This is a genomic window from Streptomyces sp. ISL-11 (assembly GCF_018614525.1).
Lineage (GTDB): Bacteria > Actinomycetota > Actinomycetes > Streptomycetales > Streptomycetaceae > Streptomyces.
The window spans coordinates 1-14,411 of sequence record NZ_JAGGOL010000017.1 but is presented as its reverse complement, the minus strand read 5'-3'; the positions used below and the strand labels follow the sequence as shown (position 1 = coordinate 14,411).

Genomic DNA, 14,411 nt, shown 5'->3' with positions numbered 1-14,411 from the left:
CGATGCGTTCCGCGGCGATGGGACTCAACTCGCCTTTTCAGGCGTGCGGCTGACGGTGCGTCCGAGGTGGGAGGCGATCCGTGCGAACGCGGCGGCGTCGTGGACGGCGGCTCCGCCGGGGTCGTTGTTGAAGTAGGCGAACACCTCCGCCCGGTCGGGCCACCGCTCGGCGATCCGCCCCACCCAGGTGGTGAGCGCCTGGCGCCCGTAGCACGGCCAGGGCCGGGCCCGGCCGCTGTGGAAGCGCACATAGCCCCATCCGGCGGTGCGCCACAGCGGGGTCACCGGCCGTGAGCCGTGATCGGCCCAGCAGAGCGCGGCTCCGCGGTGTTCGAGGACGGAGCGGATCTCGTCGTTCCACCACGACGTGTGCCGGGGTTCGACCGCCACCTTCCGCCCCGCCGGGAAGCAGGCCAGCGCCGCGTCCAGGAGTCCGGGGTCGGCGCGGAGGGTGGGCGGCAGCTGGAGCAGGACGGGGCCCAGCCGGTCGCCCAGGCCGGCGGCGTGGCGCAGCAGGCGCCCGACGGGTTCCTCGGGGTCGCGGAGCCGCTTGATGTGGGTGAGGTAGCGGCTGGCCTTGACCGCCATGACGAAGCCCTCGGGGGTGCGCTCGCGCCAGTCGGCGAAGATCTCGGGCGTGGGCAGCCGGTAGAAGGCGTTGTTGTTCTCCACGGTCGCGAAGTGCCGGGCGTACTCCTCCAGCCACAGGCGCTGCGGCCGGTCCGCGGGGTAGAGGACGCCACGCCAGTCCTTGTACTGCCATCCCGAGGTTCCGACGAGGAGGGGCATGCGATGATCCTTGCCCCGGGACAGCGGATCCGCCACCAGCGGGGGTGCGATGACGTGAACTGTGTCTTCTGTGCGATCGCGGCGGGCGAGTCGGCCGGGCACCGGGTCTTCGCGGACGATGCGGCGGTGGCCTTCCTGGACGTCCGGCCGCTCTTTCCCGGCCATGTGCTGGTGGTGCCGAGGCGGCACGCCGAGACGCTCACCGATCTGCCGGCGGCGGAGGTGGGCCCGTTCTTCACGCGGGTGCGGTGGATCACGGGCGCGGTGGAGCGGGGCATGGGCGCGACGGGGTCGTTCGTGGCCGCCAACAACCGGGTGAGCCAGTCCGTACCGCACTTCCATGTCCATGTCGTGCCACGCAACCACAAGGACGGGCTGCGGGGCTTCTTCTGGCCCCGGGGGCGCTATGCCTCGGACGAGGAGGCGGCGGAGGTCGCGGCGCGGGTGAGGGCGGCTCTGGAGCGGGGCTGACCCGGCGGCCGGGCGCGACGCCCGCCCCGGTCACTTCCCGTGGACGATCCGCCAGAATCTGGCCATATTGGATGTAGAACAGATCCGTATGGGTGAAGCGCGGACGCGGAGCGGACGCAGGACTCCCTCGTCCTCCGGAGCCGGCTGCCGGGACCAGAGGTGGATCATGGAATTCCGTGACCGGGTGGACGCCGGCCGCCGGCTCGCCGAGCGGCTGGGACACCTGCGTGGGCCGGACACGGTGGTCCTCGGGCTGCCGCGCGGCGGCGTCCCGGTGGCCTACGAGGTCGCCCGCGCCCTGGCGGCCCCGCTCGATGTGATCCTCGTACGCAAGCTCGGCGTGCCGCTCCACGAGGAAGTGGGGTTCGGGGCGCTCGGCGAGGACGGGATACGGGTCCTCAACGCCGACATCATGCGGATGAGCAGGGTGGACGAGGACGATCTCGCCGAGGTGCAGGCGCACGAGGAGACCAAGCTGGCGCGGCAGGCGGAGGCGTTCCGCGCCGGCCGTCCGAGGGTGCCGCTGGACGGTCGTACGGCCGTCGTGGTCGACGACGGGGTCGCCACCGGCTCGACGGCCTCGGCCGCCTGCCGGGTGGCGCGGGCCCATGGCGCGGCGCGGGTCGTCCTGGCCGTGCCGGTGTCCGCGACCGACGCGGCACGGGCACTGGCCGCGGAGGTCGACGAACTGGTCTGCCTGATGACGCCGCCCGTCTTCTTCGCGGTCGGCGAGTGGTACCAGGACTTCTCCCAGACCGAGGACGAGGAGGTCGTCGATCTGCTGCGGCGCGGCAACGCCGCACAGGGGGCCGGGCCCGGCGGCGGGAACCGGGCGGGACCATGAATCGCTGGAGGTGTGATCGCCATGGAGACGATCGTCAAGTGCAATGTGGAGATCGAGTTCCGTGAGGCTGGTGCCCTGACACAGGCGGCGGCGGTGCTGCGGATGCAGGACGGTACGGAGCTCACGGCGCACGGCGTCACCAACCGCCATCCGGACGACCCCGGCCAGCAGCGCGTCGGCGAGGAGGTCGCGGCGGCCCGCGCGCTGCACGGCCTGGTCGAGCAGCTCCTGGAGAAAGCGGGCGTCGACATCGAGGAGGTCACCCACACACCGGCGCATCTGACGCACTGACGCGCCGGTGCGCGTTCCCGTAGGGGCGCCGGGGTCGTCCGGCCCCGCGCTTCGTCATGTGCCGGTGTCCGGGGCGCCTTGGTGGGCGACGGCCCTGATCGTGGCTCCGTGGCGGTCGGCCCAGGCGACGAGCGCCGTGCGGCAGGCGTGGTCGAGGTGGCGCAGCTGGGAGAGATCGAGTTCGACGGGGCGATTCCCGGGGAGGGCTTCGAGGGTTTCGAGCATCCGGGGCAGCCGGAGGAACGTCGCGTTGCCGGTGATCGTGACGGTGAGCCCTCCGTCGGCCCGCGGGTGGACCTCCACGTGGATGTGGGAGGTCTCCCATGCCGTCTTGACGACGGCGAGCACCAGGCCGAGGAGGACACCCTCGAACATGTTGGTGACGACGATGGCGAGGGCGGTCACGGCGAGGACGACGGCCTCGCCGCGGTGGTCGCGCCACAGCGGCCACAGGTCCTTGACGGGGATGAGCTTGCAGCCCGCGTGGACGAGGACGCCGGCGAGGGCGGCCAGCGGGATGACGCCGATCGCGGCCGGCAGCAGGGCGGCGAACAGCAGGAGCCACAGTCCGTGCAGGAAGCGGGAGAGGGCGCTGACCGCTCCGGCCTGGACGTTGGCGGCGCTGCGGAGGATGACGGCGGTCATGGGCAGCGAGCCGAGGACACCGCACAGGGCGTTGCCGACGCCCTGTGCCATGAGCTCCTTGTCGTAGTCGGTGCGGGGACCGCGGTGCATGCGGTCGACGGCGGCGGCGCTGAAGAGGCTTTCCGCCGAGGCGATGAGGGTGAAGGCCAGGACGGTGCTGAGGCAGGCGAGGCCGGTCAGCGCGGTGAAGTCGTCCGGGCCGGGCGGCTGGACCGCCCCGAGCAGCCCCTCGACCTCGACGCGGGCGACGGACAGCCCGGCCAGGGCGGTGACGGCCGTGGCCAGCGCGACCGCCGCGAGGGGCGCGGGTACCGTGCGGGCCCGGCGCGGGAGTTTCTTCCAGAGGACCAGCACGGCGATGGTGGCGGCACCGACCGCGAAGGCGGTCAGGTTGTCCCGGTCGGTGGCGATCCTGGCGGACAGGGCCGGGATTCCCGCGATCTTCTCCGGGCCGGAGCCGGGCTGTTGGTGGCCGGACATGGTGTACAGCTGGCCGAGGAGGATGACGAGCCCTATGCCGGCGAGCATGCCCTGGACGACGGCGACCGATATCGCCCGGAACCAGCGGCCCAGCCGCAGGGCGCCGAGGGCGACTTGCAGGACGCCGGTGGCCAGGACGATGACGCCGAGAGCGCCGAGTCCGAACTCCTGGACGGCTTCGGCGACCAGGACGGTCAGACCGGCGGCCGGGCCGCTGACCTGGAAGGTGCTGCCGGGCAGGGCGCCCACGACCAGGCCGCCCACGATGCCGGTGATCAGGCCGAGTTCGGCGGGCACGCCGGAGGCGACGGCCACCCCGACGCACAGCGGCAGGGCCACGAGGAAGACGACGAGTGAGGCCAGGGCGTCCCGGCGCAGGCCGCCGGGATCCTTGAGAGTCGGGAACATGAGGTCCTTCCGAGCGGAAGGGAGGAGCGGGCAGGGGAGCGGTGGAGCGGGCCGGGACGGTCGCGGCGGCCCGGCGGAGCGGGCGGTGCCGGGCCGGACTCCCTTGAGCGGGCGGGCATGCGCGTCGGACACGGGAACGCGAAGGAGGAACGGAGGACCACCACGGGGTGGTGCGGTGCACACTCGTGCGTCCGGAACCCGCGGCGACCATACGCGCTCCCGCGCGGCGGCCACAGCGGCCCTTTACCCTCACATTACCTTGACTTGGGAGGTAAAGACTCCTCCTATCATGTTCTTGACTGCTTAACGGGTGTGCGGCCTGCGGCGGACTACGGGGGCGTGCGCCCATCGTCGCCTCCGAACGCTCTCGCGCCTGCCGCACACGGTGAACTGACAAGCCCTCAGCTCCGCTCAACTTCGCCTCCCGTGTGCCCGGCCGGGCAGGCATGCGGCCCGCCTGCGGCCGGCACGGGGGCGGCGGCCCCGGCGGAGGACGTACGCGGCGGACGCGCGGCCAGGGCGAGTACGGGCACGACCGCCAGCGCGAGGAGTGCCCCGCCCGCCGCCAGGACGGAGAAACCGCTCGCCGCGACCACCACACCGGAGGCAAGGCCACCGGTGGCACCGGCGAGCGCGATGCCGACGTCGACCATGCCCTGTGTCGAGGCACGGTGGGCGAGCGGTACGGCGTCGGTGACGATGGCGGTGCCGCTGATCAGCCCGAAGTTCCAGCCGAGGCCCAGCAGCACGAGTGCCGCGGCGAGGGTCGCCATGGAGTGCGGCGGCGCCAGGGCGGCGAGGACACCGGCGGCGAGCAGCGTGACCCCGGACGCGACGGCGACCCACACCCGGCCGAGGCGGTCGACGAGCAGGCCGGTGAGCGGTGAGGGCAGGAACATGGCTCCCACGTGCAGGGCGATGACCAGCCCGGCCGCCCGGGTGTCATGACCGTGGGCCCGCATGTGGACGGGCGTCATCGTCATGATGGCGATCATCACGAGCTGGGTGAGGACCATGACCGCCGTGCCGGTGGCGATGCCGCGCCTGTCCGTCCGGGCCGCCGGCGCCTCCTCGGCCGCTGCAGCGGGTCCGGCGGGTCCGGCGGGTCCGGCGGCCAGGGCCCGTGCCAGACGCAGCGGGTCGGGGCGCAGGAAGCCGCCGAGGACGGCCGCGGCCGCCGTGAACGCGACCACGGCCAGCATGAACGGTCCGGTGAGGCGGGGCACGCCCCAGGCGTGTGCGACCTCGCCCGTGGCGCTCACCAGCGTCGGGCCGATCACCGCGCCGAGCGTCGTGGCGAACAGGACGGTGCTGACCGCGCGGCCGCGCCGGGCGGGCGAGGCCAGGTCCGCGCCGGCGTAGCGGGCCAGCAGATTGGTGGCGGTCCCCGCCCCGTACACCAGGAGGGAGAGGAGGAGCAGCGGCACGCTGTCGACGGCGGCGGCCAGGACGACGCCGAGGCTGCCGAGGGCGCCGACGCCGTAGCCCACAGCCAGCCCGGGTCGGCGTCCCCACCGCTGGCAGAGCCGGCCGACGCCCAGCGCACCGAGCGCGGACCCGGCGGTGAACAGGGCGCTGGGCAGCCCCGCGAGGCCCGTCGAGCCGAGCATCTCCTCGGCGAGCAGCGCACCGACCGTGATCCCCGCGGCCAGGCCCGCGCCGCTGAGCACCTGGGATATCACGAGGACGGTCAGGACCCGCTTCTGCTCGGGGACCTCAGGGGCTTCGGGGGTCTCGGAGACCTTAGGGGTCTCGGATACCTCGCGGAGCACGGCGCCCTCGGAAGGCTCGGAGGCGTCAGCGGCCCCGGCAGTCCCCGCGGCCCCGGCAGTCCCCGCGGTCCCGGCAGTCCCCGCGGTCCCGGCGGTCCCGGCGGCCTCGGTTGCCCGTGGGGCGCCGGCCGCCGGTGTTCCGCGTCTGTCGTGCGCGTCCGGTTCACCGGGCTCTGCGCTCATGGTTCCTTCCCCTTGTCTTCCAGGAGTCCGACGGGTCTCCCGGTGTCCGCGGGAGGACGCGTGCTGCCGGACGCGCCGTCGCTATGCCGTGCCCAGCGGTTCTAGTGCGGCGATGTCACCCAGCGACATGCTCATCCGCTCGTGGAGGAAGCGCACGATCGTCCAGTGCGGCAGGGCACCCTCGTCGAACGGGCCGAACGCCGCGCGGTACAGGGGGATCCAGCGCAGGGCCTCCTCGATGGCCTGTTCCCGGCCGGGCTCGCGCTGGTAGTCCTCGTAGCCGATGCTGCGGTGGTGGATGAAGAATCCGCCGGGCAGCCGCTCCTCACACAGTTCCCGGTATTCGCGGGTCTGGAGGATGAGGTAGTGCCAGATCTCGTCGATGTCCTGCTCGACCGGCAGGAAGAGGCCACCGAGCTGCTCGCGGTGGCGGGAGATGAGGTAGAGGTACCGCAGGCATTCGAGGACCTGGCGCTCCACGTACGCGGCGTCCGCGTCCGTGCTGTCGGTGAAGTGGCCGACCACTTCGGTGTGCAGGCGGTCGCCGAGGAGCGACGTCAGGTCGTCGGCGGAGACGAGGGGCTTGGTGGTCATGACTGTCCCGTCCGGGTGGGTCCGACGTCCTTCGCGAGCCAGGCGTACTTCCCGGACTTCCCGATGGCGATATGGGTGCGGTGTTCGAGCCGGCACCGGCGCGCGGTCAGTTCCCCGACGCCGCTCGCCAGCGCGGCGGACTCGGCCGCCCCGAGGGGCCGGCCGTCGAACGTCGTGTAGTGCAGCGCGGCTTCGGTGTCGCCCGTCAGCCGCAGCTGGTGGAGGAAGATCCGCGGCGACGCGGCGGCGACGCGTTCGTCGAGGTCTCCCTGGGCGACGGGGCCGTGGGGCGTGGGCAGGAGCTCCTTCTCCCGGCCGCAGAAGCTGGAGATCTTGTCCGGATCCGGGCTGCCGTCCAGTGTGCGGACGCAGTCTCCCGAGCGGTACCGGATCAGCGGCATGTACGGGTTGCGCACGCTGGTCACGATGAGGTTGTGGATGGTGCTGCCGGGAGCGACCGGAAGGAGTTCGACACTCATACGGTCGAGATAGGGCCGGTAACGGCCGCGGCGGTCGCTGTAATAGAGGTACCCCAGCTCCGTACTGCCGAACAGATCGATGATCGGGCAGGCGAAGTACTGGCGCAGGAAACGGCGGACGTTGACCGGGGTGTATTCGTAGGCGTGGACAATGCTGGCGGGCTGCGGGAATTCATCCCACAGGCCCCACTGATTCACCTTGTTCAGGAGATGCGCCAGGTGATTCCCGGAGCAGTCGAGGTGGTACCGGCCGCGGGGATGCGCCCGCTCGGCCGTCCGCATCTCGGCGAGCATCCGTTCGACGTCCTCGCGCTCCCAGAGGGCCGGGTCCAGGCGGAGGTTCACATAGAACGTGCGCGCGTCGAGCCGCCGGGCGGCGAGGCCCGGCTCCGCGTCCGGTTCGGCGCCGCGCTTCCGCGCGTTGACCCGTGCGACGTGCTCGGTCGCCAGCACGGTGGTCAGGGAGACGCGCCGGCAGCCCTCCTCCCAGGTGGCGGAGATGTCGGGGTGCTCGCTCCACAGCCGGTAGTAGGAGTTGAGCAGGAAGTACGGGGGGCGGATGATCTGCATGCGGGCGTGATTGGTGCCCGTCGAGAGGACGAACTCCGCCTCACCGGCGGCCAGTGCCTCGGCGAGCCGGGGCGTCATCCAGTTGTCCGGGAACCCGCGGGCAATCTCGGATTTTTCGAGCAGGGGGAAGTGACCGCGCTCGATCGACGACCGGTAGATCGGGATGTCCCGGACGCGGTCGAGGACGTCGGCGGACGGCTGACCATTCATTGCCACCTCGAGTGGTGCCGGAAAGGGACGGAAGCCTGCGGAAGCGGTGCCGGAGCGGAGAGCTCGGTGCGGAGGGCGGCCGGCCCCGGGCGGAACGGGCCATCGGCGGGGAAACCGCCGGCGGCCCGCTCCGCGAGAACTACCGGACAGCGGTCAGGAGATACAGCCGGCCTTGGTCACGCTGATGCAACCGGACTTGGCGACACTGATGCAGCCGTCCTTGGCCACGCTGATGCATCCGTCCTTCGCGGCATTCGAGGAATTGGCCGCGACCCAGCCCTGCCACACGCCGTCCTGAGCCATCTTCTTGATGAGACTTTCCATTTCTGGACCTCCGAAAGGTGAAGAACACGGCAATGCAAGTGCGCGGGTGTCGCACCATCAGACAGTAAAGGCAAGGCCAAGGAAGTGTCAATGATTGATAATTGGACGGTCACCCAATGCGCCGTTTGGCCCGCGAGTTGACCCACGACGGAGTCAACCGCCCGCACCGCACCGCGAGTCGGCCGTCACAGATGCATGACGGCCTGGACCGGCAGGTGATCGCTGGGGAACTGACCCCGTACGGCGAACGTGTTGATGTCCGCACGCGCCGTGCGGACCGACGGCGACGCGAGGATCCAGTCGATGCGGTCCCCGTCGGGCACCAGGGGTCGGTAGCCGTGGAACGTGGCGTACTGGGGCCCGCGTTCGGCCGCCGTGTCCCACGTGTCGGTGAGGAAACCGCCGTCCAGCATGGCGTCGTGGACGGGGTTGCGATGGGCCGGGACGTTGAAGTCACCGGTGACGATGCGCGGAAGCGCCGTGTCCGGTACGTGCAGCCGGCTGACGATCAGGCCGGCGGAGCGTTCGCGCGCGTACTGACGGCTGTGGTCGAGGTGGGTGTTGAGGGCGAGGAACCGCGTGCCGGTCCGGCGGTCGGCGAAACGCACCCAGGTGGCCATGCGGACGACGGTGTTGCCCCAAGTGGTCGAGCCGATCAGCGAGGGCGTGTCGGACAGCCAGAAGTGGTCGTACTCCAGGGGGTCGAGCCGGCCGGTGTCGTAGAAGACGGCGGTGTGTTCACCGCGGCTGCCTCCCTCCCTGCCCAGGCCGACCCACGCGTAGCGGGACCCCAGATCGTCGGCGATGTCCCGCAGTTGCCCGTACAACCCCTCCTGGGTGCCCAGCAGGTGCGGCGCCTCGCGACGGAGCAGGCGTCGCACGACCGGCCGGCGCGCGGACCAGGGGTGCGGCCCCTCCTCCGAGGCGAACCGGAGGTTGAAGGTCATCACCCGCAGCCCGTCCTGGGCGCCGGCCCCGCCGCCGCCGGGGCGGGCCAGGGCGGTGGGGTCCGCACCGGCGACGCGGGGCACGCCCGCCGTCACCGTGCCGGCCGTCGCCCGCAGGGCCGAACGGCGGCTCGACGCACCGTGCCCCGGAACGCCGTACCCGGGAAACGGAGCGGATGCGGCCACGGTGCCCCCAAGAGTCGCGGTACGGGCTCGACGACGCTCGCGCGGATGCCGCACGACCGCCAGGGCCGGGTACCGCGCGGCATCACCCACCGGCACCGCGGCTCTGCGCCGACATCTCCGGCCATTAGCACATGCCGGTGAAGGACGGCTGTCAAGTGGTCCGAAGGACAGCCGGATGACACCCGCGCAGAGAGCCGACCTGCCGGTTCCCGGGCGGGCGCGAGAGGGGGCTCGTCCACCCCGGTGTCGAACGGGGCCTTCACCGGGCAGCGGTGACCGGCGGGCCGCGCCGCTCCCACGGCCGGTTTCCGGGGTGTTCACCCACACGTCATGGGTAGGCGGCCCGTGGGTCCGGCCGTGGGCCGGGCCCGGACACGACTCCAGCCCGCCGTCGAAAGGACCTCGTCGTGATACGCCCCACCGCCACGAAGCTCGTCGCCACCGCCGCCGCTGTGGGCACGGCACTCGTCGTGACCGCCGGCGCGGGAGCCGCCCAGGCCGAGCCGGCGCGACCGTCCGCCGAGCCACGGGCGGTCGCCACCTGCGGCACCCCCGACCTGAGGATCGGCTTCCACGAACGGCTCGGCGGAGGCATGAGCCACGCCGGTGGCACCCTCGAATTCCGGAACGCCTCGGACCACGCCTGCGCGCTGCGCGGCTACCCCGGCCTGGGGCTGGAGAACGCCCGCCACTCCTCGCTGCCCACGCGCACGGTGTGGGGCAGCACCTGGTACGCGGACGACCCCGGCAACAAGGTCGTCCGCCTCCAGCCGGGCGAGGCCGCGCAGGCCAACGTCGCCTGGACGCACTCCGGCACCGAGGCCCACCAGGCCGACTATCTGCGCGTGACCCCGCCGGGAGCCAGGACGTACCACGTCATCGCCCTGGGCGACATGGTCGACCGGGGCGAGCTCCACGTCACGGCGGTGGCTCACAAGGTCCCGGTACGCGGCTGACGAGCGCGGACGCGGGGGTGAAGAGCCGGTGGACGGGCGCCAGTTCGCCGGTGGTGCGGTCGGGGTCGGCGCGAGTGTAGCGGTCGACCTGGTGGTAGTAGTCGTAGCAGCCGCGGACGAAGGTGCCGTACGCGGCGGCGCAGGCGAGCACGTCGGCACGGGTCCGCCCGCCGATCCCGGCGGCGTCGAGCTGTCCGGGCAGAACGCGCCGGGCCGCGGCCATCCGCTCCGCGCAGTCGGCGAGCAGACCGGCCAGCCGGTCGACGGCGTCCTGGAGGGTGCACCGCTCGTGGTGCTCGATGAGCATCACCGCGTTGTGGAAGACGCCCACCGAGCGGTCCTTGGCGACCGACCAGAGGTCGTTGTTGAGACCGGTGTACTCGGCCGCGGCGTGGCGCAGGTCCACCAGGGCGGACACATGGCGCACCGTCTCGGGCAGGTCGACGCCGGCGCCGAGTTCGGCGAGCGTGAGGAACATGTACGCGCCGACTCCCCGCGCGCGCTGGCGCCGGTAGGCGGCGAGGCGGGGGTAGTGGTCCGCGGCCCGGTCGACGGTGTCCTCGTAGTAGGACCAGAACCAGCCCTCGACGTCACGGCGGAAGGCCCGGCGCCAGCTCGGTGACCTTCCGCTCAGCAGCCCGTGCCAGATGTCGGCCAGGGCCCGGGTGGCCGGTGTCCGGCCGGCCTCTCCCTCCAGGACGCGCAGGAGGGAGGTGAGGGCGGCCTCGCAGCGGACGGCGTCCCGGCCGTCGGGGCCGTCGTCGAACTCGTCGTCCATGATGAACGTCCAGTGCAGCCACCGGGCGAGGCGCGCCAGGGTGTCCCGGTCCGCGCCGGGGTACGCCATGGCGGTGGTGAGGGTGATCCGGGCCCGGCGCAGATTGCGCTGCGAGGCGGGCGACTGGCAGATGCCGTAGGCGTCCAGCCAGGACCACACGGTGGCGTCCGCCTCCGCCAGGAAGGGACTCGGCGGGTGCGGGGAGACGGGCATGCGGGGGTCGGGGACGGTGATGCCGTCCAGCCCGTAGGGGGACGGTCGTTGCGGTGCTCCTGCTTCTGCTCGCACATGCGTCCTCTCGTCGACATCGGGCCGAAGGCGGTGCCGCCGCCCGGTCAGCCGGCCCTGGGCAGCCCGTCGGCGCGCTGCCGGGCGGTGAGGGCGGCCAGGGCGTGAATGCTGGCCAGTGCGGGGACTTCGTACGGGATGGGGCGCGGCCCGACCTGGTCCGGTGGGCCGGCGTAGCTGCCGTCGGTCCGCTGCGCGGCGACCAGCCAGGCCAGGCCGCGGGCGGCGGCCGGGCCGGTGGCGGGCCGCAGCGGCAGGCCGCGGGCGGAGGTGAGGGCCCCGACGGCGCGGGCGGTACTGATCGGGTCGCTGGCGGCACCCGGTGTCTGGCCCCAGCCGCCGTCGGGGTTCTGGGTGCGGTGCAGGCGGGCGGCGGCCCGCCGCAGGGAGTCCCCGATCCGGGGGGCGAGGGCGGTGGCGAGGGCGGCCGGCAGACCGGTGAGGGCGTGCACGGCGCGCTCGATGACGCTGGACTCGCTGATGGTCCAGCTCCTGGGCCAGGTTCCGTCGCGGCACTGCTGGTCGAGGAGGCACAGGACGGCGTCCCGCAGGAGGGGGCGGTCCGGCCGGCGTCCGGGGCTGAGGGCGATCAGCGCACCGGCGGTCATCTCCGCCTCGGACGGATCGCCGGGCCGGTAGGTGGGGAACCCGCCGTGGGGGCCGGCCATGCCGAACAGCTGTGCCTCGCCCCGGGCGATGTGCGCGGCGTACCGGCGGGCTCCCGCCGTGCGCAGGAATTCCAGGCAGACGGCGGTGGAGTCCACGTCGGTCTGGTGCACCCCGGAGGCGTAGGGCCAGCCGCCGTCCGGCCGCTGGCAGGCGGCGACGAAGTCGCCCATCCTCCGGACCACCGCTCGCGGGCGGCCGGCCCGGGCCAGGACGAGACCGGCTTTGGCGGTGAGGAACACGTCATGGCTGTCGGTGAAGGGGAGGCCGCCGTCGGGGTTCTGCCGCGAGGCCAGCACCTCCAGCCCGGCCGCGATCTGGGGGTCGCGGGGGCGCACCGCGTGCAGCGCGTGCAGCGCGAGCAGGTGCGCCAGCAGGTTGCCCTCCCATATCTCGCGGGTGCTTCCCGAGCGCATCAGCCGCCACAGTTCGACGATGTCGGACGCGGGGACGCGGGTGGCGCGGCCGGTGCCGTGGAGCTGCAGGATCCGGGTGGCCAGCAGGGCGAGCCGGGTCCAGGTCGCCACCCGGTCGGGGGGCGGCACGGCGATCGCGGCGATGCCCGTGTCGTAGGGCAGCACCCCGCAGAGGGCGAAGCAGGTGCCGAGCAGTGCCCTCTTGCGGGCCCCGGTGAAGTGGTCGAAGGACCGCAGGCGGGCGGTGGCGGTGGTACGGCCCGCCTCGGTGAGGGAGCCGAGCACCGCGCTCGCGAGCACGGGCTGCCAGCCGTCGTGCGCCGAGGCGCCGCGGAGGTAGGCGACGAGGGGGGCGCACCGGGCGGCCGCCGTCCCGGCCGGAGGACGTTCACGGACGAGGACCAGGAAGAGCGCGGATTCCAGGATGCGGCTGCCGCACCGGCCGGCGAGGGCGCCGTCCGGACCGACCAGGGTTTCGAGGTGGCGGGCGAGCCGGTGACGGCAGGTGACAGCGCTCCTGCCGGGCCGGCATAACGAACCTTCGGGTGTCATGTGTCCCTCCCGGTGCGTCGGCAATGTGGCCCGCCGGGGGATGAGGTCCGGCCTGTCATCGTCCGGCGCCGTCGCGAGCTCCGCCACCCCTCGGCCCCAAGTAGTAGACAAATCAACCCGCCCCATGGGAAGGCGGTGCGAACGGGCGCGAGGGTGCACAGGGAGCGCGGCCGCCTGCGAGGACCGTGCCAGTGAGGCTGGTGCGCCCTGTCCGCCGGCCGACGGGCTCGCCGCGCGGGACGCCCGGCGGGGTGCGCCCCGCACGGAGATCCGGCACAAAGTGGTCACACAGCGTTAAGCGCCCGTCCGAATATCGGACATCCGGGCCGGAGTCCTGCCCGGATGCCCATACTCAAGGCTTCCCGATCTCGCATACTGGACAGGCGTGACCATGAGCCGGACACTCACCGCACCTCCCCCGCAGGCCGAGGGCTCCCCTCCGCAGGGTTCCCCCCTGTCGAACGGGCTCAAGCAGCGGCACCTTTCGATGATCGCCCTCGGTGGCGTCATCGGCGCGGGCCTCTTCGTGGGCTCCGGCGCGGGCATCGCCGCGGCCGGCCCGTCGATCGTGCTCGCCTACGCGGCGTCCGGCCTGCTCGTGATGTTCGTGATGCGGATGCTCGGCGAGATGTCCGCAGCCAATCCGGCCTCCGGTTCCTTCTCCGTCCACGCCGACCGCGCGATCGGCCCGTGGGCCGGCTTCACCGCGGGCTGGATGTTCTGGACCCTGCTGGTGGTGGGGGTGGCGATCGAGGCGATCGGCGCGGCCCACATCGTGCAGGGCTGGTTCCCCGGCACCCCGTCGTGGCTGTGGGTGTTGGTCTTCATGGCGTTCTTCTGCGGCAGCAACCTGGCCGCGGTCTCGAACTTCGGCGAGTTCGAGTTCTGGTTCGCCGCGCTGAAGATCGCCGCCATCGCCCTCTTCCTGGTCCTGGGCGCGCTCGCGGTCCTCGGCGTCCTGCCCGGCAGCGACTCCCCCGGCGCCGCGCACCTCCTCCACGACGGCGGTTTCCTGCCCCACGGCATGGACGGGCTGATGGTCGGGCTCCTGGCCTCGCTCGCCGCGTACGGCGGGCTGGAGACGGTGACCATCGCGGCCGCCGAGTCCGAGGACCCGGTGCGTGGTGTGGCCAAGGCCGTGCGGACGACCATGTGGCGGATCGGCATCGTCTACGTCGGCTCGATGCTGGCGATCGTCACGCTGATCCCGTGGAACGACGAGGCCGTCACGGAGAGCGGCCCGTACGCCGCCGTCCTCGACCGCCTCGGCGTCCCCGCCGGCGGCCAGATCATGAACGTGGTCGTCCTGATCGCCCTGCTGTCCGCGATGAACGCCAACATCTACGGTTCCTCGCGCATGGCCTACTCCCTGGTCTCGCGCGGCCAGGGCCCCAAGGCGCTCGCCAAGGTCTCCGGCGGGGTGCCGCGGCGGGCGGTGCTGGCATCGTCGGCGTTCGGCTTCTTCGCCGTCCTCCTGTCGTACTGGTACCCCACCACCGTCTTCGCCTGGCTGCTGAACATGGTCGGCGGCGTCGTGCTGGTGGTGTGGGGCTTCATCGCCG

The 14,411-nt window shown here is 72.7% G+C and carries 13 protein-coding genes and 1 pseudogene; 5 read left to right on the top strand and 9 right to left on the bottom strand.

All coding sequences use genetic code 11. The annotated features are described in order from the left end of the window. Nucleotides 1-24 precede the first annotated feature (24 nt). Nucleotides 25-789, bottom strand: coding sequence for a DUF72 domain-containing protein (locus J7E86_RS04590; RefSeq protein ID WP_215080000.1), 765 nt, complete (start codon nucleotides 787-789; stop codon nucleotides 25-27). A gap of 3 nt (nucleotides 790-792) precedes the next feature. Between J7E86_RS04590 and J7E86_RS04585 the strand changes: the two genes are divergently transcribed. From J7E86_RS04585 to J7E86_RS04575, 3 genes and pseudogenes are all read left to right on the top strand, one after another. Further along, entirely contained in the window at nucleotides 793-1,260 is a 468-nt protein-coding gene (locus J7E86_RS04585; RefSeq protein ID WP_215079997.1) for an HIT family protein, read from the top strand. Between the two features lie 166 nt (nucleotides 1,261-1,426). Next, nucleotides 1,427-2,062: pseudogene (locus tag J7E86_RS04580) on the top strand (phosphoribosyltransferase); the annotation flags it as partial. Between the two features lie 63 nt (nucleotides 2,063-2,125). Beyond that, entirely contained in the window at nucleotides 2,126-2,395 is a 270-nt protein-coding gene (locus J7E86_RS04575; RefSeq protein ID WP_215079993.1) for a DUF1876 domain-containing protein, read from the top strand. A gap of 54 nt (nucleotides 2,396-2,449) precedes the next feature. Here the strand turns inward: J7E86_RS04575 and J7E86_RS04570 are convergent, their stop codons facing one another. The 6 genes from J7E86_RS04570 to J7E86_RS04545 form a co-directional block, all read right to left on the bottom strand. Continuing rightward, complete coding sequence (locus tag J7E86_RS04570) at nucleotides 2,450-3,928, bottom strand: SulP family inorganic anion transporter (protein WP_215079991.1); 1,479 nt, start codon at nucleotides 3,926-3,928, stop codon at nucleotides 2,450-2,452. 401 nt (nucleotides 3,929-4,329) lie between these two features. Further along, nucleotides 4,330-5,700: an MFS transporter gene (locus J7E86_RS04565; protein WP_215079989.1), complete on the bottom strand. Its 1,371-nt coding sequence runs from the start codon at nucleotides 5,698-5,700 to the stop codon at nucleotides 4,330-4,332. Between the two features lie 264 nt (nucleotides 5,701-5,964). Further along, nucleotides 5,965-6,477, bottom strand: a complete 513-nt coding sequence (locus J7E86_RS04560; RefSeq protein WP_215079987.1) for a hypothetical protein — start codon at nucleotides 6,475-6,477, stop codon at nucleotides 5,965-5,967. Continuing rightward, a complete protein-coding gene (locus J7E86_RS04555) occupies nucleotides 6,474-7,736 on the bottom strand; it encodes a hypothetical protein (RefSeq protein ID WP_215079985.1) in 1,263 nt (420 codons plus the stop codon). Before J7E86_RS04555 ends, J7E86_RS04560 begins: the two co-directional genes overlap by 4 nt. A gap of 153 nt (nucleotides 7,737-7,889) precedes the next feature. Next, on the bottom strand, nucleotides 7,890-8,060 hold the full coding sequence (locus J7E86_RS04550; protein ID WP_215079983.1) for a hypothetical protein: 171 nt from the start codon (nucleotides 8,058-8,060) through the stop codon (nucleotides 7,890-7,892). 185 nt (nucleotides 8,061-8,245) lie between these two features. Further along, nucleotides 8,246-9,091 carry an endonuclease/exonuclease/phosphatase family protein gene (locus tag J7E86_RS04545; protein WP_374223765.1) on the bottom strand — a complete coding sequence of 282 codons (846 nt, stop codon included), beginning with the start codon at nucleotides 9,089-9,091 and terminating at the stop codon, nucleotides 8,246-8,248. Between the two features lie 509 nt (nucleotides 9,092-9,600). Between J7E86_RS04545 and J7E86_RS04540 the strand changes: the two genes are divergently transcribed. Then, the gene (locus J7E86_RS04540; RefSeq protein WP_215079981.1) at nucleotides 9,601-10,149 is read left to right on the top strand and encodes a DUF4232 domain-containing protein; all 549 of its coding nucleotides are present in this window, start codon (nucleotides 9,601-9,603) and stop codon (nucleotides 10,147-10,149) included. On the opposite strand, the gene J7E86_RS04535 is transcribed toward J7E86_RS04540, so the two are convergent. Together J7E86_RS04535 and J7E86_RS04530 are read right to left on the bottom strand one after the other, a co-directional pair. Continuing rightward, entirely contained in the window at nucleotides 10,112-11,215 is a 1,104-nt protein-coding gene (locus tag J7E86_RS04535; protein WP_215079979.1) for a terpene synthase family protein, read from the bottom strand. The genes J7E86_RS04540 and J7E86_RS04535 overlap by 38 nt on opposite strands. Nucleotides 11,216-11,262: 47 nt before the next feature. Beyond that, nucleotides 11,263-12,849, bottom strand: a complete 1,587-nt coding sequence (locus tag J7E86_RS04530) for a prenyltransferase/squalene oxidase repeat-containing protein (protein WP_215079977.1) — start codon at nucleotides 12,847-12,849, stop codon at nucleotides 11,263-11,265. A gap of 391 nt (nucleotides 12,850-13,240) precedes the next feature. Between J7E86_RS04530 and J7E86_RS04525 the strand changes: the two genes are divergently transcribed. Then, the coding region (locus J7E86_RS04525) for an amino acid permease (RefSeq protein WP_215079976.1) at nucleotides 13,241-14,411 on the top strand (1,171 nt) is incomplete at its 3' end.

What these genes read in the sequence shown, in the direction of transcription:
- J7E86_RS04590 (WP_215080000.1), bottom strand. Translation starts at nt 789, where the DNA reads ATGCCCCTCCTCGTCGGAACCTCGGGATGGCAGTACAAGGACTGGCGT.
- J7E86_RS04585 (WP_215079997.1), top strand. Translation starts at nt 793, where the DNA reads ATGATCCTTGCCCCGGGACAGCGGATCCGCCACCAGCGGGGGTGCGAT.
- J7E86_RS04575 (WP_215079993.1), top strand. Translation starts at nt 2,126, where the DNA reads ATGGAGACGATCGTCAAGTGCAATGTGGAGATCGAGTTCCGTGAGGCT.
- J7E86_RS04570 (WP_215079991.1), bottom strand. Translation starts at nt 3,928, where the DNA reads ATGTTCCCGACTCTCAAGGATCCCGGCGGCCTGCGCCGGGACGCCCTG.
- J7E86_RS04560 (WP_215079987.1), bottom strand. Translation starts at nt 6,477, where the DNA reads ATGACCACCAAGCCCCTCGTCTCCGCCGACGACCTGACGTCGCTCCTC.
- J7E86_RS04555 (WP_215079985.1), bottom strand. Translation starts at nt 7,736, where the DNA reads ATGAATGGTCAGCCGTCCGCCGACGTCCTCGACCGCGTCCGGGACATC.
- J7E86_RS04550 (WP_215079983.1), bottom strand. Translation starts at nt 8,060, where the DNA reads ATGGAAAGTCTCATCAAGAAGATGGCTCAGGACGGCGTGTGGCAGGGC.
- J7E86_RS04530 (WP_215079977.1), bottom strand. Translation starts at nt 12,849, where the DNA reads ATGACACCCGAAGGTTCGTTATGCCGGCCCGGCAGGAGCGCTGTCACC.